The sequence below is a fragment of the Pseudomonas sp. NY15354 genome (genome assembly GCF_048068075.1).
In the GTDB taxonomy this organism is placed as follows: domain Bacteria; phylum Pseudomonadota; class Gammaproteobacteria; order Pseudomonadales; family Pseudomonadaceae; genus Aquipseudomonas; species Aquipseudomonas guariconensis_C.
Genome location: NZ_JBLUPV010000005.1, coordinates 224,045 through 243,021, shown reverse-complemented (window position 1 = coordinate 243,021; position 18,977 = coordinate 224,045). Strand labels below are relative to the sequence as shown.

The window sequence follows — 18,977 nt, the reverse complement described above, 5'->3', positions numbered from 1 at the left end:
ACGTCAAGCATTCGATGACAGACATGGCCGTTGGTCGGGGCGTTTCATGCCAGGCACCCATCGCGGGCCATGTGATAGCGGCGCAAATCCTGCGCCAGGATCAGGTTACCGCTGTAATGCGCCTGGGCCTCCTGGCGCACATCTTCGATCGACGGGCTGCGCTGCGGGTTGGGCTGGTAGCGGGCGCTGAAGTGGGTGAGCACCAGGTTCTTCACGCCTGCCTGCTCGGCGAAGCGGGCGACTTCAGCGGCGGTGCTGTGGCCAAAGGTCATCTGGGTGCGCTCGATGATCGGCTGGGTGAAGGTCGCCTCGTGTACCAGTGCATCAGCGCCTCGGGCGACGCCTGCGAGCAGCGCGGGCGTATCGTTGTCGCCACAGACGATGATGCGCCGGGGCGGGCGGGACGGGCGCAGGTAGTCCTGGGGGGTGAGCTCGCGCCCGGCATGCGTGACCGGGTTGCCTTGGGCCAGCTCGCCCCACAGCGGGCCGCGGGGGATGCCATCGGCCTCCAGCCTTGGGATATCCAATCGTGGCTCGGGATTGATCTCGGTGAACACGTATCCATGGCTGGGCACGCGGTGCGACAGCTGCACGGTGCTCACCTGGATGTTGTCGTTACGCCAGGTGCCGAGGGTTTCGACTGCCAGCAGGCGCAGTTCGAAGCTCAGGTAGGTCTCGCTGACGGCGAGGCTCAGGCGCAGCCAGTCGTGCAATGCGGCGGGCATGATCAGGTCCAGGGGGTGGGTGCGGCCAGACATCCCGGCGCTGGCCAACAGGCCGGGCAGGCCGAAGCAGTGGTCGCCATGTACATGAGTGATGAACACGCCGCGCAGGTCGCGGATCGACAGCGACGTGTGCAGCAACTGGTGCTGGGTGGCTTCGCCGCAATCCACCAGGTACCAGTGGCTACCGGTGGCCTCGATGACGGCGGTACCGGTGACATTGCGCGCCTTGGTGGGCACACCGGCAGAGGTGCCCAGGAACTGCAGGTCCATTGACTGGCTCCTGTGGAGGGGTATCTGCATTGTCAGTGTGGGCCTTGTCGCGGGGCAAGCCTGCGGCTGGATGTGGGCGCAATTGTCTTGCTCCGTGGTGATCCCTTCGCGGGTAAACCCGCTCCCACAGGGATTGCGTCAGTAAGGTAATTTGAGCTTGTCCAGCCCCATGGAATCTCCCACAGGATTGGCGGTGATCCTTCATTTCTGGGTAGGCCCGCAGCCACAGGGTCAGCGGTGAACCTCCCCACAGGGATTGCGTCAGTAAGGCAATTTTGAGCTTATCCAGCACCATGGAATTTCCCACAGGATTGGCGGTGATCCTTCATTTCTGGGTAGGCCCGCAGCCACAGGGTCAGCGGTGAACCTCCCCACAGGGATTGCGTCAGTAAGGCAATTTGAGCTTGTCCAGCCCCATGGAATTTCCCACAGGATTGGCGGTGATCCTTCATTTCCCGGTAGGCCCGCAGCCACAGGGTCAGCGGTGAACCTTCCACAGGGATTGCGTCAGTAAGGCAATTTGAGCTTATCCAGCACCATGGAATCTCCCACAAGGCTGGCGGTGATCCTTCATTTCTGGATAGGCACGCAGCCACAGGGTCAGCGGTGAACCTCCCACAGGGATTGCGTCAGAAAGGCAATTTGAGCTTATCCAGCCCCATGGAATCTCCCACAGGGTTGGCGGTGATCCTTCATTTCTGGATAGGCACGCAGCCACAGGGGCAGCGGTGAACCTCCCCACAGGGATTGCGTCAGTAAGGCAATTTGAGCTTGTCCAGCCCCATGGAATCTCCCACAGGGTTGGCGGTGATCCTTCATTTCTGGGTAGGCCAGCAGCCACAGGGTCAGCGGTGAACCTCCCACAGGGATTGCGTCAGTAAGGTAATTTGAGCTTGTCCAGCCCCATGGAATTTCCCACAGGATTGGCAGTGATCCTTCATTTCCCGGTAGGCCCGCAGCCACAGGGTTAGCGGTGAACCTTGTGGGAGCGGGTTTACCCGCGAATGCGTCAGTACGGCCAGCCTCCATTGCTGGGCAGGCCCTCTCTCACAGGCACCGGAGTATGTTTTACGCGCAACATAGAACCTGTGGGTTTGCTCGTGAGAGAGGGCGCTGCGCCTCCCGTGGGTTTCAACCCAACACTTTCCCAGCCACCTCATCGACCGCCGTCTTGGTGATGGCTACGATGCGCTCGGCATCCTGCTTGTCCAGCACCAGTGGTGGCGCGAAGCCGAGGATGTCGCCGTGGGGCATGGCCCGGGCGATCATGCCGCGCTCCAGGCACGCCGCCGAAACCTGCGGCCCGACCTTCAGGGCGGGGTCGAAGGCGGTGCGGGCTTCGCGGTCGGCCATGAACTCCACCGCGCAGAGCATGCCGTCGCCGCGCACTTCGCCCACCAGCGGATGCCCTTCGAGGGTCTCGCGCATGCGTTGGTTGAGGTAAGCGCCCACCACTTCGGCGTTGCCGGTCAGGTTCTCTCGCTCGAGGATGTCGAGGTTGGCCAGCGCCGCGGCCGCGCAGATCGGGTGACCGGAATAGGTCCAACCGTGGCCCATGGGGCCGGCCTTGCGCGAACCTTCCTCAATCACGCTCCACACTTTCTCACCGACGATCACCGCCGACAGTGGCGCATAGGCGCTGGTCAGGCCTTTGGCGGTGGTGATCAGGTCCGGGCGGATGCCGTAGCGCTGGCTGCCCATCTTCGAGCCCAGGCGGCCGAAGGCGCAGACGACTTCGTCGGCGATCAGCAGCACGTCGTAGCGGTCCAGCACGGCCTGGATCGCTGCCCAGTAACCCTTGGGCGGAACGATGATGCCGCCGGTGCCCATCAGCGGCTCGCCGATAAAGGCCGCCACGGTCTCTGGGCCTTCGGCGAGGATCAGTTTCTCCAGCTCATCGGCGCAGTACTGCACGAAGGCCTGCTCGTCCATGCCGGCCGGGGCCTTGCGGTACCAGTGCGGGCAGACGGTGTGCCTGACGCCTTCGACCGGCAGGTCGAAGTGCTGATGGAAGCTGGGCAAGCCAGTGAGGCTGCCGGTCATGATGCCCGAGCCGTGATAGCCGCGATCGCGGGAGATGATTTTTTTCTTGTTCGGGCGCCCGAGGATGTTGTTGTAGTAGCGCACCAGCTTGACCTGAGTCTCGTTGGCGTCGGAGCCGGAGAGGCCGTAGTAGACCTTCTTCATGCCCGTCGGTGCCCAGTCGATGATGCGGCTGGAGAGTTCGATGATGGCCTCGGTCGAGTGGCCCACATACGTGTGGTAGTACGCCAGCTCCTTGGCCTGGCGGTGGATTGCGTCGGCCACCTCGGTGCGCCCGTAGCCGATGTTCACGCAGTACAGGCCGGCGAAGGCATCGATCAGCTCGCGCCCCTCGTGGTCGCGCAGGCGAATGCCTTCGGCACCGGTGATGATCCGTCCCTTGAGCGCGCCACTGGCATGGTCATGGGCGTGGGTCGAGGGGTGCATGAAGTGGGCGCGGTCTTGCTCGAACAGCTGGTTGTATTCTGGGTTCATGGCAAACACTCCTTAGAGTTGACCTTGGTGGTGCAGGCAAAAGTATTTGGTTTCGACAAAGGGCTCGAAGCCTTCGCTGCCGCCTTCGCGGCCCAGGCCCGAGGCCTTCATGCCGCCAAAGGGGATGGGGTGGCCGGTGAATTTCACGCCGTTGACCGCGACCATGGCGTGGTCCAGCCGGCGGATCAGCGGGTGCACCACGTCCAGGCGGTTGGAGCAGATGTACGCGGCCAGCCCGTATTCGGTGTCGTTGGCCATCTCGATGGCCTGCTCCAGGGTGTCGAAGGGCATGACGCCGGCAATCGGTGCGAAGTTTTCTTCCTGGTAGATGCGCATGCTTGGGGTCACGTCGGCCAGCACCGTGGGCTGATAGAACCAGCCGCCCAGGGCGTGGGTTTCACCGCCCACCAGGCGGCGGGCGCCCTGGGCGATGGCGTCTTCGACCCGTGCCACCGTGGCGTCGAACGCGCCTTGGTGCATCAGTGGGCCGACGTCGGCCGGGGTTTCCTGGCCGTCGACCATCGCCGGCCCCACCCGCAGCGCCCGCACGGCCTCGGCGAAGCGCGCCAGGAAGGCCTCGTACAACGGGCGCTGGACCATGATCCGGTTGGCGGCGCAGCAATCCTGCCCGGAGGTCTGGAATTTCGCGGCTACAGCCACCTTCACTGCCAGGTCCAGGTCGGCATCCGCGCAGACGATGAACGGGGCATTGCCGCCCAGCTCCAGGGCGACTTTCTTCACATCCTGCGCCGCCGCCTGCAGCACCAGCTTGCCGACCCGTGTGGAGCCGGTGAAGCTGACCGAGCGCACCCGTGGGTCGCGCACCAGCGTCTCCATGGTCATCTGCGGCTCGCCGATCACTACGTTGAACACCCCCGCTGGGAAGCCAGCCGCCTCGGCCAGCTCGGCCAGGGCCAGCGCCGAGTAGGGCGTCTCGTGGGCGGGTTTGACCACCACCGTGCAGCCGGCCGCCAGGGCGGCGGCGGCCTTGCGGGTGATCATCGCGCTGGGGAAGTTCCACGGGGTGAGCAGGGCGCACACACCCACCGGCTCCTTCACCGTGCCCAAGTCCGCGCCCGGGATGTGGCTGGGGATGGTCTGGCCATACAGGCGGCGCGCTTCTTCGGCGAACCAGGGGATGAAGCTGGCGGCATAGGTGATCTCACCGCGGGCTTCGGCCAGCGGTTTGCCTTGCTCCTGGCTGAGGATCCGGGCCAGGGCCTCCTGATGCTCCAGAATCAGCTCGCCCCAGCGGCGCAGCAGCGCCGCACGCTCTTCCAGGCGCAGCATGCGCCAGGGGTTGAAGGCGCGCTGGGCGGCGTCCACTGCGGCGACGATCTGTTCGTGGTCGAGCAGCGGTACATGGCCGAGGGTCTGGCGGTTGGCCGGATCGAGTACAGCGATGCTGTTGCCGCTAGTGCTGTGCAGCCATTGGCCGTCCACGTAGCACAGCGACTTGAATGGGTATTCGTCTGACATGATGTTCTCCCATACCTCTTGTTGTCGTAGCGTGCGCGCTGCCTAGGCCAGCACGTCGGCGATCACCGCCAGGGTGTCGCCGCATTGCACCAGCCCCGGAAAATGCCGGGCGGCCAGCAGGCCGTCGCGACGGGCGCGGTACTCCACCGGCGCGCTGCCGGTGCGGCGGATGTCGTGGATGCGGGCGATCACATCGCCTTGGCGGACCTGCTCGCCGAGGTCACGGCACATCTCCAGCAGGCCGTCATGCTCGCTGGCGATGAAGCAGTCGCCGTCGGGCATGTCGAGCATGATCGACGCGCCAGGCGTGACTTCACCCTCGAGGATGCCGGCGTGCACCAGCAGGTTGCGCACGCCGCGCTCGGCCAGGGCCACGCTGCGCGCCGTGGCGGTGCCGCCACCGCCCAGTTCGGTGGTGACGAACACCTTGCCCTGGGCTTCGGCGGCCGTGTCGTACATGGCCTGGGCATCGAGTTCGAGCATGCGCATGGCATAGGGTGCGGCGAACGCCCGCATGCCCGCTTCGCAGCGCGCCTGCTGGGCCTTGTCGGGCAGCACGTGGCAGGCGGCGAAGGGCAGAAAGTCCAGGGTGCGGCCACCGGAGTGAATGTCCAGCACCACATCGGCCAACGGCAGCAGGGTGCGCCGGAAGTAATCGGCGATCTTCTGCGTGACCGTTCCGTCAGGCTTGCCCGGGAAGCTGCGGTTGAGGTTGCCTTGATCGATCGGCGAGGTACGAGTGCCGGCATGAAACGCGGGGGTGTTCATGAACGGCACGATGATCACCCGGCCGCTGACCTCATCGGCGCGCAGTTGCTGGGCCAACTTGCTCAGCGCCACGGGCCCTTCGTATTCGTCGCCATGGTTGCCGCCGGTGAGCAGCGCGGTCGGGCCGTCGCCGTGCTTGATCACGGTGATCGGGATCATCACCGCGCCCCAGGCCGAGTCGTCGCGCGAATGGGGCAGCTTGAGAAAGCCGTGCTGCACACCATCGCGGGTGAAGTCCACTGTGCTGCTGATCGGGTTGGCCACTTCGGTGTCTGTGAAGGCGTTCATGGCATCAGTCCTTGACGAAGAGCTGGCGTGGCACGTCGCACAGGGTCTGGACCCCGGTCTCGGTGATCAGGATGCTTTCGGTGATCTCCAGGCCCCAGTCGTCCATCCACAGCCCCGGCATGAAGTGGAAGGTCATGCCCGGTTGCAGCACGCTGGTGTCGCTCGGGCGCAGGCTCATGGTGCGCTCGCCCCAATCCGGCGGATAACTGATGCCGATCGGGTAGCCGCAACGGCTGTCCTTGTGGATGCCGAACTTCTCCAGCACCTTGAAGAAGGCCCGGGCGATGTCGCCGGTGGTGTTGCCGGGGCGGGCGGCTTCAAGGCCGGCGGCGATGCCCTCGACCACGGCCTTTTCGCCGTCGAGAAAGTGCTGTGGCGGTTTGCCCAGGTACACCGTGCGTGACAGTGGGCAGTGGTAGCGCTTGTAGCAGCCGGCGATCTCGAAGAAGGTGCCCGCGCCCTGGGTGAAGGGGGAGTCGTCCCAGGTCAGGTGCGGGGCGCTGGCGTCGGCGCCGGTCGGCAGCAGGGGCACGATGGCCGGGTAATCCCCGCCATGGCCGTCCACGCCAAGAATGCCGCTGCTGTAGATCTCGGCCACCAGCTCGTTCTTGCGCATGCCCGGTTCGATGCGTTCGAGGATGCGCGCGTGCATCTTCTCGACGATACGGGCGGCGATGCGCATGTACTCGATTTCCTGCGGGGACTTCACCGCCCGCTGCCAGTTGACCAACCCGGCGGCATCGCTGAAGGTCGCCTGGGGTAAATGGCGGCACAGGGCCTGGTAGGCGGCGGCGCTGAAGTAGTAGTTGTCCATCTCCACGCCGATGCGCAGAGCGCCCCAGCCCTTGGCCAGGATCACCTCCTGGCACAGGTAGTCCATCGGGTGACGCTCGCGCGACTGCACGTAGATGTCCGGGTAGCCGACGATGTTGTCGTGGCCCATGAACACCGTGCGCTTGGCGCCGTTGGCGTCCTGGCCGCGGCCGAACCAGATCGGTTCGCCGTCCAGTGCCAGCAACACGCACTGGTGCACGTAGAACGACCAACCGTCATAGCCGGTGAGCCAGGCCATGTTCGACGGATCGGTGACCAGCAACAGTTCCAGGCCCTGCGCCTGCATGGCGACGCGGGTCTTGGCCAGGCGCTGGGCGTACTCCTGCCGGCTGAACGGCAGGTTGACCACTGACTGAGACATTGCAATGCCCTCTGATGAGTGGGGTGGGTTCAGCTGTTGAATGCCAGGCCTTTGCCTGCGGCGCGTGCGCGCTCGAAGGCGAGGTTGGCGATGGCGGTGTCCTGGGCGCCGGTGCCGGTCAGGTCGCACAGGGTGATTTGGTCGGCACGGGTGCGGCCGGGTTGTTGCCCGGCGATGACCTGGCCGAGTTCGCAGAAGCGGCTCTCGTCTTTCACCACCCCGGCGCGCAGGGCGTGGTGCAGCTCGCCGAGCAGACGGGTCTGGCCAAGGCGGTCGGCGACGTAGCGCTCGACCTGCGCGAGTACTTGGGGGGCAATCTCGTTCTTGTGCTCGGCGTCCGAGCCCATGGCGGTGATGTGCAGGCCCGGTTGCAGGTGCTTGGGGTGGATCAATGGCTCGCGGCTGGGCGTGCAGGTGACGGCGATGTCCGCCCCCTGCATGACTTGGTCGACGCTGTCGCAGACCATGATCTTCAACTGGCCGTCACGGCCCAGGTCATCGCCCAGCGCGGCGGCCTTGGCCGCATCGCGTGCCCACAGCTGCACCCGCTCGATCGGTCGTACCAGGCGCAGCGCCTGCAATTGCAGGCGGGCCTGTTCGCCGCTGCCGATCAGGGCCACGCAGCGGCTGTCTTCGCGGGCCAGCCAGCGCGCCGCCACCGCGCCGGCGGCAGCCGTGCGCACGGCGGTGAGGTAGCCGTTGTCCAGCAACAGCGCATCGAGCAGGCCGGTGCGGGCCGAGAGCAGCATCATCATGCCGTTGAGGCTGGGCAGGCCGAGGCTGGGGTTGTCGAAGAACCCCGGGCTGACCTTGATCGCGAAGCGCTCGATGCCCGGCAGGTAGGCGGTTTTCACGTCCACCTCGCCGTTGTGCTCGGGCACGTCCAGCCGCAGGATCGGCGGCATGGCCACTTGGGCCGTGGCCAGCAGGGCGAATGCCTGCTCGACGGTATCGACCGCGGCGTGGTCGAGGGTGATGCAATCTCGCAGGTCGGCTTCGTTGAGCAAGGTAATGGCCGGCATCGGTGAACCTCCAGTGAGCGAAAAGAAAGACCTCAGGCGTTGGCGCCGTTCATCACCCGCAGGTGCTGGGCGGTGTCGACATTGCGTCCGCTGACCACCACCACGATCGGTCCGCGGGCCGGTACCTGCCCCTCGAGCAGGGCGGCGATGCCTACCGCAGCGGCGCCTTCGAGCACCAGGCGTTCCTGCTGGTAGGCGTGGCGCAGGCCATTGGCGATGGCGGTTTCGTCGAGCAGGTGGACGTGATCGAGCAGGCGTTGGGTGAGGGCGAAGGTGTGGCGGTTGTCCAGGCCGATGCCGCCGCCGAGTGAGTCGGCCAGGGTCGGCCGTTCTTCCACCTCGACCGGGTGCCCGGCCTGCAGGCTGGCGTGCATGGCAGCGCCGCGACGCATGCTGATGCCATGGGTGGTGATGGTCGGGTTGATGCTCTTGACGGCCAAGGCGACGCCGGCGAACAGGCCGCCACCGGAGAGCGGGATCAGCACCTGGCTGACCTCGGGCAGTTGTTCGAGAATCTCCAACCCCAAGGTACCTTGGCCGGCGATCACCGCCGGATGGTCGAACGGCGGGATCAATGTCGCACCTTGCTCCTGAGCATGGCGCAGGGCGGCGTGCTGGGCGTCGTCCTGGGACTGGCCGACGATGCACACTTCGGCGCCCAGGTCGCGGATGGCCTGGACCTTGTTGGCAGGCACCAGATGGGACAGGTAGACGGTCGCCGGTACGCCCAGTTGCGAGGCGGCGTAGGCCAGTGCCCGGCCATGGTTGCCGGTGGAGGCGGTCACTACCCCGAGGGCCTGTTGTGCCTCAGTCAGGCAGGCGATCGCGTTGCTGGCGCCGCGCAGCTTGAAACTGCCAGTGAGCTGCTGGGACTCGAGCTTGAGGTAGACCGGCACGCCAACGTGGCGGCTCAGGGCAGGGGAGTGCTCAAGCGGTGTGCGGCGCACGCGCCCTTGGATGCGTTGATGGGCAAGGTAGATAGCGTGAAGTGAAAGCGCTGACATGACCGTATCCCAACGAGTGACCGTGTGTTGGGCGGAGTCTAAGAGCGGCAAATTGTCGTGATGAATGTACTAGGTCAATTTGCTGGACATTTTTTTGGGCCCCGGTCGAGGCTGCGGTCGCACCACCCTGTGGGCGGGTTTATCGAGTTGTCGAACCGCCGCGAAGCAGACTCCGTGGTGGATGGCACCGGCTTTGCCGGTGCTCGCGGGTGAACCCGCTCCCACCAGGAGCGCGTGTTATCGGTATGAGTGGGATTAGCGGCCCCGATTCAGAGTTCGTGGATCTGCGGGTACTGCCCGAACAGCTCATGCATGTCGGCCAGGGCCTGGCGCATCTTGGTGTCCGAGCACTCGGCCCCGACACACAACCTGACCGCCCGTGGTCGCGGCGTACCGCGCACCAGGAACGGCTCCGGCGGTGTCACGGCGATATGCCGGCGGCGCAGGGCCCTGACCAGGCTGTCGACTTCCCAGTGCGCGGGGATTCCCAGCCAAGCCCCCAGCGCTTGCGCCGGATTGCCCAGCAGGTAGGCGCCCAGGTGTTCGCGCACCATCGCCTGGCGGGCGCTGATCAGCTTGCGCTGCAACTCGGCCAGGTGCGCCGCACGGCCGTCGTTGATCCAGCGGGTGGCGATCTCCGCCACCAGCGGGGTGGCCATCCAACTGTTGACCCGCAGGATGCTCTCGGTCCGCAACGCCAGGCGCTTGGGCATCGCCAGGTAGCCAACCCGCAGCCCGGTGAGCACCGACTTGGTCATGCTGGTGCAATAGAACGACAGCTCCGGCGCGTAGTGGCTGATCGGGCGCGCATGCCGCTCGCCCAGCAGCGGGCCGTACACATCGTCCTCGATGATGTGCACGCCAAAGCGCCGGGCGATGGCGGCGATCTCCCGGCGCCGGGCGTCGGGCATCAGGCTGGTGGTGGGGTTGTTGAGGTTGGGCGTGCACACCAGGGCCGTGACCCGCTCGTTGCTGCACAAGTCTTCGAAATGCTCCGGATCGATGCCGTCGCGGTCCATCTCCAGGCCCTTGAGGGTGAAGCCCAGCACTTGCGAGTTGCCAATCACGCCGTGGTCGGTCAGCCCTTCGCAGAGCACCACATCGTCGGGCCCGGCCAGCGACGCCAGGGCCAGGAAGATGCCATGGGCCGCTCCATTGGTGACCAGCACATCGTCGCGCTCCACGTTCATGCCGAGCCCGGCCAGCCAGCGCACCGCCGCCTCGCGGTGGCTCTGGAAACCGGCGATCGGGCGGTAGGCATGGATCCAGGGCTGGTCCTCCTCCAGGCTGAGCTCGGCGCAGGTGTCGCGCCAGATGCGCTCGTGCTCCTGGGTGTGCAGGATACGCGTGATGGAAAAGTCCACCAGGGTGCGCTCGGGCAGGTCGATGATGTCATCGGCCACCCGGTCGCTCATGCGCCGGCTGACGAAGCTGCCCCGGCCGATCTCGCAGCGCACCAGGCCCTGGCGTTCCAGCTCTTTGTAGGCATTGGTCACCGTCTGCACGCTGATCCCCAGGGCATCGGCGACCTGGCGCTGCGGCGGCAGGCGCTGGTCATGCACCAGCTCGCCGCGCTCGATCTCCCCGGCGATGGCCTGCACCAGCAGCTTGTACTTGGACTCGCCGATGCGCGCTGAGTCGAGGACGTTCTTCCAGTTCTTCATGGGTATCGCTTCGCTGACCGGGACTGCGCACAGCATCGCCCGGGCAGGATCTTCGGGCAATTGTCCTAGTGCAATCCCATCGGCTTCGGGGCTTTTGTATGCTCCGGCCCAAGGTCGACACCCGCAAGCAAACAAGACTACGTCGGCCCGCCGGAACGCTCGGGCTGTGCACCGATCGAACGACACACCCGGCCTTCGCTGTTTTGCTCCACTGCCTCCTAAACACAGAGCCGTCGCCGACGGTTTGATAACAAAACAGGAGATTCATTGATGAGCCAGCCTTCCCCCAACGCAGTCTCTCCCTTCAAACGCCTGCTGGTGGCCTGTGCGGCCATTGGTCTGGCGGCCAGCGCCCAGGCGACGACCCTGGACACCATCAAGGAAAACAGCCGTATCCGCATCGGCTACGCCAACGAAACCCCGTTCGCCTTCACCGAGACCGATGGTCGGGTCACGGGTGAGTCGCCGGAGATCGCCAAGGTCATCTTCCAGAAGATGGGCATCAAGCAAGTCGACGGCGTGCTGACCGAATGGGGCTCGCTGATCCCCGGTCTGCGAGCGGGGCGTTTCGATGTGATCGCCGCCGGCATGTACATCACGCCGGCGCGCTGCAAACAGGTGATCTTCACCGACCCGCAGTACGCCTTGCCCGACACCTTGCTGGTGGCCGCCGGTAACCCGAAAGGCCTGCACAGCTATGCCGACATCGCCAAGAACCCCGACGTGAAGCTGGCGATCATGGCGGGCACCGTCAACCTCGCCTACGCCCGGGAATCCGGGGTCAAGGACGAGCAGATCCTCCAGGTGCCCGACACCACGGCGCAGTTGCAGGCGGTGCGCGCCGGTCGCGCGGACGCCGCCGTGGGGACCCAACTGACCATGAAAGGCCTGGCGAAGAAGGGCGGCGACAAGGTCCAGGCCATCACCGACTTCACTGATGACCCAGCCCATACCGGCTACGGCGCCCTGGCGTTTCGCCCCGAGGACAAGGACCTGCGCGATGCGGTCAACGCCGAGCTCAAGCGCTGGCTGGGCAGCGAGGATCACCTCAAGACCGTGGCACCGTTCGGTTTCGACCGCTCCAACGTGACCGACAAGACCGCCGCCGAGCTCTGTGCCCAGCAATGAATCGAGGTGGCATGGCACTTGCCATGCCGTTCCCTGCGTAATCCGATTATTCAGGTCGAACCATGGGTGAATTGATACCGCTGTTACTGCAAGGCGCCTGGATCACCATCCAGGTCACATTCTTCGGCTCGCTGCTGGCCATCGTCGCTGCCATTCTCGCGGCCCTGGGCAGGCGCTCGTCCTGGCGACCCTTGAGCTGGTTCTGCGTGGCATACATCGAGCTGTTTCGCGGCACGTCGCTGCTGGTGCAGTTGTTCTGGCTGTTCTTCGTCCTGCCGCTGCCGCCGTTCAACCTGGAACTGAGCTCTTACACCGTGGCCATCGTCGGCCTGGGGCTGCACATCGGTGCCTATGGCGCTGAAGTGATGCGCGGGGCCATCGGCTCGGTGGCCAAAGGGCAATATGAAGCCTGCGTCGCCCTGAACATGCCGCCGGCCACACGCTTTCGCCGGATCATCCTGCCTCAGGCTCTACTGGCGGCGATCGCACCGGGCACCAACCTGTTGATCGAGTTGCTCAAGAACACCTCGCTGGTGTCGTTGATCACCTTGTCGGACCTGAGCTTTCGCGCCCGCCAGCTGGACCAGGCGACCTTCCAGACCCTGGAGATCTTCAGCCTGACCTTGCTGCTGTACTTCGTCCTGGCGCAGGTCATCAACTTCACCATGCGCGGCGTCGAACGGCGTCTGGGCCGTGGTCGCCTGCGGGGGAGCCTGTCATGAACGTCTGGGACTGGAACTACGTCGCGCAGATCCTGCCGCAGTTGCTGCAGGCTTCGCTCAAGACCCTGGGCATCACCTTGGTGGGCTTTCTGATCGCGATCGTCCTGGGGTTGTTCCTGGCCATCGGCCGGCGCAGTCGGCACATGGTCATCGCCTGGCCGGTGACCCTGTTGATCGAGTTCATCCGCAGCACGCCGCTGTTGATCCAGGTGTACTTCCTGTACTACGTGCTGCCCAACTATGGCGTGAACATGAGCGCGATGCAGGCGGGCATCCTGGGTATCGGCCTGCACTATGCCTGCTACCTCGCCGAGGTCTATCGCGGTGGCCTGGACGCCGTGCCGCGCAGCCAGTGGGAGGCGGTGGTGGCGCTGAACTTCGCGCCCTGGACGGCCTACCGCACGATCATTCTGCCCCAGGCGGTGCGGCCGATCCTGCCGCCTTTGGGCAACTACCTGATCGCCATGCTCAAGGACACCCCGGTGCTGTCCGCCATCACCGTGGTGGAAATCATGCAGCAGGCCAAGAACGTCGGCTCCGAAAGCTTCCGCTACCTGGAGCCGATCACCCTGGTTGGTCTGTTCTTCCTGGCCTTGAGCGTCGCTCTGGCCTATCTGGTTCGGCGCCTCGAAGTGCGCCTGGAGTTACGCTAATGATCGCGCCTGTCTCGAACCTCGCCACCCTCACCACCAGCCCTCTGCAACGGGATCACACCATGCCGGAACCGGCCATCGCCCAGCCGATCGTCGCCTTTCGCGACGTGACCAAGCGCTACGGCAACTTCACCGTGCTCGACGGCCTGAACCTGGAAGTCGCGCCCGGCGAAAAGGTGGCGATCATCGGCCCCAGCGGCTCGGGCAAGTCGACCTTGCTGCGGGTGCTCATGACCCTGGAGGGTATCGACCAGGGCATGATCGACGTGGACGGTGAGTCGCTGACCCACATGCCAGGGCGCAACGGCACCCTGGTGAGCGCCAGCGAACGCCATGTGCGCCGGGTACGTTCGAAGATCGGCATGGTGTTCCAGAGCTTCAACCTGTTCCCGCACATGAGTGCCTTGCAGAACGTCATCGAAGCGCCGGTGCAGGTGCTCGGCATCAAGCCCGCCGAGGCCCGCGAGCGCGCCGCCGAATTACTGGAAATGGTCGGTCTGGGCAACAAGTTCGACCATTACCCTTCGCAGCTTTCCGGTGGTCAGCAACAGCGGGTGGCGATCGCCCGGGCCCTGGCCATGCGGCCCAAGGTGATGCTGTTCGACGAAGTGACCTCGGCGCTGGATCCGGAGCTGTGTGGTGAAGTGCTCAATGTCATCCGAAGGCTCGGCAGCGAGCACAACCTGACCATGCTCATGGTCACCCACCAGATGGGCTTTGCCCGCGAGTTCGCGGATCGGGTGTGTTTCTTCTACAAGGGGCAGATCCACGAACAGGGCGCGCCCGCACAGCTGTACGAGCACCCTCAGCAGGAGCGGACCCGCGCGTTCCTGAGCGCGGTCAGGGAAGCCAACTGAAGGCTATCCTGTGCCATTTTCCATGGCCCATTCGCGGCGCGGTGGAGCAGGGTAATCCGCTCTCACACGCACCGCGCAAGGTGGCTTCAGGTCTCTGTGGCCTGCGCCTCGGCATGGGTGCGTTTGACGGCGGATTTCTTTTCCTGGACGACGATGTAGAACTCCTCGCCATGCTTGACCGCGCCATACAGCACGGCCTTTTCGATCAGCTCGGTGCCACGCAGGTGACGCAGCATCATCGGATCCCGGCGCAGGTCGCGGTACAGCGCCAGGCACAGCAGCACCATCACGATCACGAACGGCAATGCCACGACGATGGTGAGGTTCTGCAGCCCGGTCAGGGCCTCGCCCGGGTTGGCCGGGTCACCGATCGCCAGCATGATCGCCGCCACCGTACCGGTCAGCGCGCCCCAGAAGATCACCGTGGCACGGGACGGCTCCGTGGTGCCGTGCTCCGACAGCGTGCCCATCACCAGGGAGGCGGCATCGGCGCCTGAGACGAAGAAGATGCCCACCAGGATCATGATCAGCACCGAGGTCACCGATGCCCACGGGTAGCTTTCCAGCAGCTCGTAGAGGGCGTGGTTGCTGTTCACGGCGCCATTGACCAGGGTGAACGTGCCTTCCTGCAGGGCGTCGATACCGGCGCCACCGAAGATGGTGAACCAGATCAGGCTCACCAGGCTCGGCACCAGCAACACACCGGTGACGAACTGGCGAATGGTGCGTCCGCGGCTGATGCGCGCGATGAACATGCCGACGAAGGGCGTCCAGGAGATCCACCAGGCCCAGTAGAACACGGTCCAGCCGGCCAGCCAGTTGTCCATCTGTTCGCCACCGCTGGCGCTGGTGCGCGCCATCATTTCAGGCAGCATCTTGATGTACACGCCGATCGAGGTCGGCAGCAGGTTGAGCATCAGCAGCGTCGGCCCGACCATGAAAGTGAACAGCGCCAGCACCAGGGCCAGCACCATGTTGGTGTTGGACAGCCACTGGATGCCCTTGCCGATGCCAGACACCGCCGAGGCGACGAAGGCCACAGTCAGCAGGGTGATGATCGAGATGTAGAAGATCTTGCCCGGGTGCTCGATCCAGCCGTTGTACTCCAGACCGCCCGCGATCTGCAGAGCGCCCAGGCCCAGAGAGGCGGCGGAGCCGAACAGGGTGGCGAAGATCGCCATCATGTCGATCACGCGGCCGATGGGGCCGTTGGCGTGGCGGCCGATCAGCGGCCGGAACGCCGTGGAAATCAGCTGCGAGCGCCCGCGGCGGAAGGTGCCGTAGGCGATGACCAGGCCGACGATGGCGTACATGGCCCAGGGGTGCAGCGTCCAGTGGAACAAGGTGGTCGCCATGGCCACCTGCATCGCCTCGCTGGTCTGTGCGGTGGCGGTTCCCGGAGGCGGGGAAACATAGTGCGACAGGGGTTCGGCAACGCCGAAGAACATAAGCCCGATGCCCATGCCGGCGCTGAACATCATCGCCACCCAGGACACGGTACGAAACTCGGGCGCTTCGCCATCCCGCCCCAGCGGGACCTTGCCGTAGCGGCTTGCGGCCAGCCACAGCACGAACACCACGAACAAGGTCGAGGTGAGGACGAAGAACCAGCCGAAATGGACGATGACCCAGGACTGGGCCGTGGAGGCGCTTTGGGCGAGGCTCGCCTGGCTGACGAAGCCCCAGATGACGAATGCGATTGCGAGGATGCTGGTGATGCCGAAGACAATCCAGTCGATCTTGCCTTCGAGGTGACGATCTTTTTTTGCTTCTTCGGTTTGCGAAGGATCTGTCACGCCAAGGGCGAGTGTTTCAACGTTCTCTTCCTTTGCCATGTGTCGTTATGCCCCTTTGTGGGTGCCTGGCCGCTGCAGGTTTGTTGTTGTTGTGCTTGCCGCTGTGCGACGACGTGCAACCCGAGGTCAGGCCGAGCCGCCAAGGCGCGATTATCCTGCCGAAAAAAGGGGGCTTCCTATTCCCAGACCGTCCTGTCGCGTCCTCGAAACGACCCCCGCTGGGGCCCCGGCGCCGCTTCGCGCGCATCTCGCTGTCTGGATTTTCAGACGGCCTGTCGATTTCGCCCGGCGCCGTTCGACCATGGGGTAGGGAAGGCATACAGGCCTTTCAATGACTGGAGAACCGATCCATGCGCAAGCTCATCGTCGCGGCTTTCATCTCCCTCGATGGCGTCATGCAGGCCCCGGGCGGGCCGAACGAGGATACTCATGGCGGGTTTCGTTACGGCGGCTGGGTGGTGCCCTATGCCGATGAAGCGTCTGGCCAGGCCATGCAGGTGCTGTTCTCACGGCCGTTCGAATTGCTGCTGGGGCGGCGCACCTACGAGATCTTTGCCGGGTACTGGCCACACGTGAATGCAGGGCATCCGATTGCCGACCTGTTCAATGCGGTGCCCAAGCATGTGGCCACCCATTACCCCGAGACGCTCGCCTGGCAGAACAGCCATGGGCTGGGGAATGACGTGGTGGAGGCGGTCAAGGCGCTCAAACGCCAGGACGGTGCCGATCTGTTGACCCAGGGCAGTGGCGAACTGGTGCGCCAGTTGCTGGCTGCGGGGTTGGTGGATGAATTGCGCTTGATGATGCACCCCATCCTGCTCGGCACCGGCAAGCGGCTGTTCGGTGACGATGCGCAGCCGGCGGCCTTCAAGCTGGCGAACTCGACCAGTACGCCAGCGGGGGTGGTGATCGCCCATTACGTGCGCGAGGGTGAAGTGCGCACGGGGACGTTCGAGAACGTGTGCTAGTCAGGGGCGAGTCCAGTGGGCATTGCCCTGCACCGTATCGCCTGCTTCGCGGCGGTTCGACGCCTCGATAAACCCGCCCCACAAGGCCGGTGATTACCTGAAGGAATGGTTTTCCCCAGCAGACGGTGACCCCTGTGGGAGCGGGTTTACCCGCGAAAGGGCCGGGGCAGTCGATGCAAGATGACTGCCCCGGTGATGACCTGGTTCCCACAAGGCCGGTGATTACCTGAAGGAATGGTTTTCCCCAGCAGACGGTGACCCCTGTGGGAGCGGGTTTACCCGCGAAAGGGCCGGGGCAGTCGATGCAAGATGACCGCCCTGGCGATGACCTGGCTCAGAGCCAGTAGGTCACCGCCCACCAGCCCAGTCCGCCCATGACCACGGTATAAGGCAAGGCCATCCACACCATGCGCCCATAGGACAACCGCACCAGCGGCGCGATCGCCGAGGTCAGCAGGAACAGGAACGCCGCCTGCCCATTGGGCGTGGCCACGCTGGGCAGGTTGGTGCCGGTATTGATCGCCACCGCCAGGGTCTCGAAATGCTCGCGGCTCATGGCACCGTTGAGAAACGCCTGTTTCACCTCGGTGATGTAGATCGTGGCGACGAACACGTTGTCGCTGATCGCCGACAGCAAGCCATTGGCCAGGTACAGCATGCCCGGCTGCTGGTCCGCCGGCAGGGCCAGGACCCACGTGATCAACGGGCTGAACAACTGCTGCTGATGAATCACCGCGACCACCGCGAAAAACACCACCAGCAGCGCGGTGAACGGCATGGCGTCCTGGAACGCGCGACCCAGGCGATGCTCGTCGGTGATACCGGTGAAGGCGGTGATCAGCACGATCACCAACAGGCCGATCAACCCGACTTCGGCGATGTGCAGGCCCAGACAGACGATCAGGATCAGCGCGGCAAGGCCCTGCACCAGCAAGGCGGCGCGCTGGGCCGGGGTACGTGCGGCATCGTCCTCGGCCGCGTAGCCGGCCAGCACCTGGCGCACGCGCTCCGGCATCAGGGTGCCGTAACCGAACAAGCGCAGCTTTTCCAGCAACACGCAGGTCACCAGGCCTGCCGCCAGCACCGGCATCGACACCGGCGCCACCTTGTGGAAGAAGTCGGCGAAGTGCCAGCCCATTTCGTGGCCGATCAACAGGTTCTGCGGCTCGCCCACCAAGGTGCACACACCGCCCAGCGCAGTGCCCACTGCGCCATGCATCAGCAGGCTGCGCAAGAAGGCGCGGAACTGATCCAGGTCCTCACGGTGCAATTGCGGCACTTGGTTGTCGCTGTCGAGCTCGGATTCCTCGCGCGGGTTGGCGCCGGAGGCGACGCGGTGGTAGACCGCATAGAAACCCACCGCCGCGCTGATGATCACCGCCGTGACGGTCAACGCATCGAGAAACGCCGAAAGAAACGCCGAAAGCACGCAGAACAGCAGCGCCAGGATGGCTTTCGAGCGCACGCCCAAAAGGATCTTGGAGAACAGGAACAGCAGCAGTTCCTTCATGAAGTGAATGCCGGCGACCATGAACATCAGCAGCAGGATCACCGGAAAGTTGTGCTGCAGCTCTTCGTACAGGGCCTGGGGCGTGGTCATCTCCAGCAACAGTGCCTCGATCAGCAGCAAGCCGCCAGGCATCAATGGATAGCACTTGAGCGCCATCCCCAGGGTGAAGATGAACTCGATCACCAGCACCCAGCCGGTGACGACCGGGCCGAGGGTTGCCAGCAGCAAGGGGTTGAGCACGAGGAACAGGCAGATGACGGCCTTGTACCAGAGCGGCGACTGGCCCAGGAAGTTGTGAGCGAGGGCGCCGGTCAGGGAACGGGACATGAATTTGTATCCTTTTGATTCAGCAGTGGCGCAAAGTGCCCGATGCAGGCGTCAGGTGCAAGGCGTTCAGTCCCGCTTTTGGCA

Annotated in this window: 15 protein-coding genes; 5 read left to right on the top strand and 10 right to left on the bottom strand. The window is 64.8% G+C overall.

Features of this window, described 5'->3' with window-relative positions:
• Positions 1 to 44 precede the first annotated feature (44 nt).
• From ACNFCH_RS08025 to ACNFCH_RS07990, 8 genes are all read right to left on the bottom strand, one after another.
• Positions 45 to 995 carry a ribonuclease Z gene (locus ACNFCH_RS08025; RefSeq protein WP_337158986.1) on the bottom strand — a complete coding sequence of 317 codons (951 nt, stop codon included), beginning with the start codon at positions 993 to 995 and terminating at the stop codon, positions 45 to 47.
• Between the two features lie 1,131 nt (positions 996 to 2,126).
• Positions 2,127 to 3,512: an aspartate aminotransferase family protein gene (locus tag ACNFCH_RS08020; RefSeq protein WP_337158985.1), complete on the bottom strand. Its 1,386-nt coding sequence runs from the start codon at positions 3,510 to 3,512 to the stop codon at positions 2,127 to 2,129.
• Between the two features lie 12 nt (positions 3,513 to 3,524).
• On the bottom strand, positions 3,525 to 4,991 hold the full coding sequence (locus tag ACNFCH_RS08015; protein WP_337158984.1) for an NAD-dependent succinate-semialdehyde dehydrogenase: 1,467 nt from the start codon (positions 4,989 to 4,991) through the stop codon (positions 3,525 to 3,527).
• A gap of 42 nt (positions 4,992 to 5,033) precedes the next feature.
• Positions 5,034 to 6,047, bottom strand: coding sequence for a N(2)-acetyl-L-2,4-diaminobutanoate deacetylase DoeB (gene doeB / locus ACNFCH_RS08010; RefSeq protein ID WP_416742599.1), 1,014 nt, complete (start codon positions 6,045 to 6,047; stop codon positions 5,034 to 5,036).
• Positions 6,048 to 6,051: 4 nt separating this feature from the next.
• Positions 6,052 to 7,242 carry an ectoine hydrolase DoeA gene (doeA, locus tag ACNFCH_RS08005; protein ID WP_070092686.1) on the bottom strand — a complete coding sequence of 397 codons (1,191 nt, stop codon included), beginning with the start codon at positions 7,240 to 7,242 and terminating at the stop codon, positions 6,052 to 6,054.
• Positions 7,243 to 7,271: 29 nt separating this feature from the next.
• Positions 7,272 to 8,264 (bottom strand): ectoine utilization protein EutC, encoded by a 993-nt coding sequence (gene eutC / locus ACNFCH_RS08000; RefSeq protein ID WP_416742598.1) that lies wholly within the window; start codon positions 8,262 to 8,264, stop codon positions 7,272 to 7,274.
• A 32-nt stretch (positions 8,265 to 8,296) separates the two neighbouring features.
• Positions 8,297 to 9,268, bottom strand: a complete 972-nt coding sequence (eutB, locus tag ACNFCH_RS07995; RefSeq protein WP_337158980.1) for a hydroxyectoine utilization dehydratase EutB — start codon at positions 9,266 to 9,268, stop codon at positions 8,297 to 8,299.
• A 269-nt stretch (positions 9,269 to 9,537) separates the two neighbouring features.
• Positions 9,538 to 10,932: a PLP-dependent aminotransferase family protein gene (locus ACNFCH_RS07990; protein ID WP_416742597.1), complete on the bottom strand. Its 1,395-nt coding sequence runs from the start codon at positions 10,930 to 10,932 to the stop codon at positions 9,538 to 9,540.
• 270 nt (positions 10,933 to 11,202) lie between these two features.
• On the opposite strand from ACNFCH_RS07990, the gene ehuB reads away from it, so the two are divergent.
• The 4 genes from ehuB to ehuA all read left to right on the top strand — a co-directional run bounded on the left by ehuB (position 11,203) and on the right by ehuA (position 14,292).
• Positions 11,203 to 12,060 (top strand): ectoine/hydroxyectoine ABC transporter substrate-binding protein EhuB, encoded by an 858-nt coding sequence (ehuB, locus tag ACNFCH_RS07985; RefSeq protein WP_416742596.1) that lies wholly within the window; start codon positions 11,203 to 11,205, stop codon positions 12,058 to 12,060.
• Positions 12,061 to 12,122: 62 nt separating this feature from the next.
• Entirely contained in the window at positions 12,123 to 12,782 is a 660-nt protein-coding gene (gene ehuC, locus ACNFCH_RS07980; protein WP_337158977.1) for an ectoine/hydroxyectoine ABC transporter permease subunit EhuC, read from the top strand.
• On the top strand, positions 12,779 to 13,435 hold the full coding sequence (gene ehuD / locus ACNFCH_RS07975; RefSeq protein ID WP_337158976.1) for an ectoine/hydroxyectoine ABC transporter permease subunit EhuD: 657 nt from the start codon (positions 12,779 to 12,781) through the stop codon (positions 13,433 to 13,435). The genes ehuC and ehuD overlap by 4 nt, the downstream gene beginning before the upstream one ends.
• Positions 13,435 to 14,292, top strand: a complete 858-nt coding sequence (gene ehuA / locus ACNFCH_RS07970; protein WP_416742595.1) for an ectoine/hydroxyectoine ABC transporter ATP-binding protein EhuA — start codon at positions 13,435 to 13,437, stop codon at positions 14,290 to 14,292. The genes ehuD and ehuA overlap by 1 nt, the downstream gene beginning before the upstream one ends.
• An 86-nt stretch (positions 14,293 to 14,378) precedes the next feature.
• Here the strand turns inward: ehuA and ACNFCH_RS07965 are convergent, their stop codons facing one another.
• Entirely contained in the window at positions 14,379 to 16,127 is a 1,749-nt protein-coding gene (locus ACNFCH_RS07965) for a BCCT family transporter (RefSeq protein ID WP_416742594.1), read from the bottom strand.
• 311 nt (positions 16,128 to 16,438) lie between these two features.
• Here ACNFCH_RS07965 and ACNFCH_RS07960 point away from each other — a divergent pair, with 311 nt between their 5' ends.
• Positions 16,439 to 17,056, top strand: a complete 618-nt coding sequence (locus ACNFCH_RS07960) for a dihydrofolate reductase family protein (protein WP_337158974.1) — start codon at positions 16,439 to 16,441, stop codon at positions 17,054 to 17,056.
• A gap of 334 nt (positions 17,057 to 17,390) precedes the next feature.
• On the opposite strand, the gene nhaB is transcribed toward ACNFCH_RS07960, so the two are convergent.
• Positions 17,391 to 18,893 (bottom strand): sodium/proton antiporter NhaB, encoded by a 1,503-nt coding sequence (gene nhaB, locus ACNFCH_RS07955; protein WP_337158973.1) that lies wholly within the window; start codon positions 18,891 to 18,893, stop codon positions 17,391 to 17,393.
• Between the last annotated feature and the right edge of the window lie 84 nt (positions 18,894 to 18,977).

Bases quoted from the DNA above. Each gene is read 5' to 3' on its own strand.
- ACNFCH_RS08025 (WP_337158986.1), bottom strand. From the start codon at position 995: ATGGACCTGCAGTTCCTGGGCACCTCTGCCGGTGTGCCCACCAAGGCG.
- ACNFCH_RS08020 (WP_337158985.1), bottom strand. From the start codon at position 3,512: ATGAACCCAGAATACAACCAGCTGTTCGAGCAAGACCGCGCCCACTTC.
- ACNFCH_RS08015 (WP_337158984.1), bottom strand. From the start codon at position 4,991: ATGTCAGACGAATACCCATTCAAGTCGCTGTGCTACGTGGACGGCCAA.
- doeB (WP_416742599.1), bottom strand. From the start codon at position 6,047: ATGAACGCCTTCACAGACACCGAAGTGGCCAACCCGATCAGCAGCACA.
- doeA (WP_070092686.1), bottom strand. From the start codon at position 7,242: ATGTCTCAGTCAGTGGTCAACCTGCCGTTCAGCCGGCAGGAGTACGCC.
- eutC (WP_416742598.1), bottom strand. From the start codon at position 8,264: ATGCCGGCCATTACCTTGCTCAACGAAGCCGACCTGCGAGATTGCATC.
- eutB (WP_337158980.1), bottom strand. From the start codon at position 9,268: ATGTCAGCGCTTTCACTTCACGCTATCTACCTTGCCCATCAACGCATC.
- ACNFCH_RS07990 (WP_416742597.1), bottom strand. From the start codon at position 10,932: ATGAAGAACTGGAAGAACGTCCTCGACTCAGCGCGCATCGGCGAGTCC.
- ehuB (WP_416742596.1), top strand. From the start codon at position 11,203: ATGAGCCAGCCTTCCCCCAACGCAGTCTCTCCCTTCAAACGCCTGCTG.
- ehuC (WP_337158977.1), top strand. From the start codon at position 12,123: ATGGGTGAATTGATACCGCTGTTACTGCAAGGCGCCTGGATCACCATC.
- ehuD (WP_337158976.1), top strand. From the start codon at position 12,779: ATGAACGTCTGGGACTGGAACTACGTCGCGCAGATCCTGCCGCAGTTG.
- ehuA (WP_416742595.1), top strand. From the start codon at position 13,435: ATGATCGCGCCTGTCTCGAACCTCGCCACCCTCACCACCAGCCCTCTG.
- ACNFCH_RS07965 (WP_416742594.1), bottom strand. From the start codon at position 16,127: ATGGCAAAGGAAGAGAACGTTGAAACACTCGCCCTTGGCGTGACAGAT.
- ACNFCH_RS07960 (WP_337158974.1), top strand. From the start codon at position 16,439: ATGCGCAAGCTCATCGTCGCGGCTTTCATCTCCCTCGATGGCGTCATG.
- nhaB (WP_337158973.1), bottom strand. From the start codon at position 18,893: ATGTCCCGTTCCCTGACCGGCGCCCTCGCTCACAACTTCCTGGGCCAG.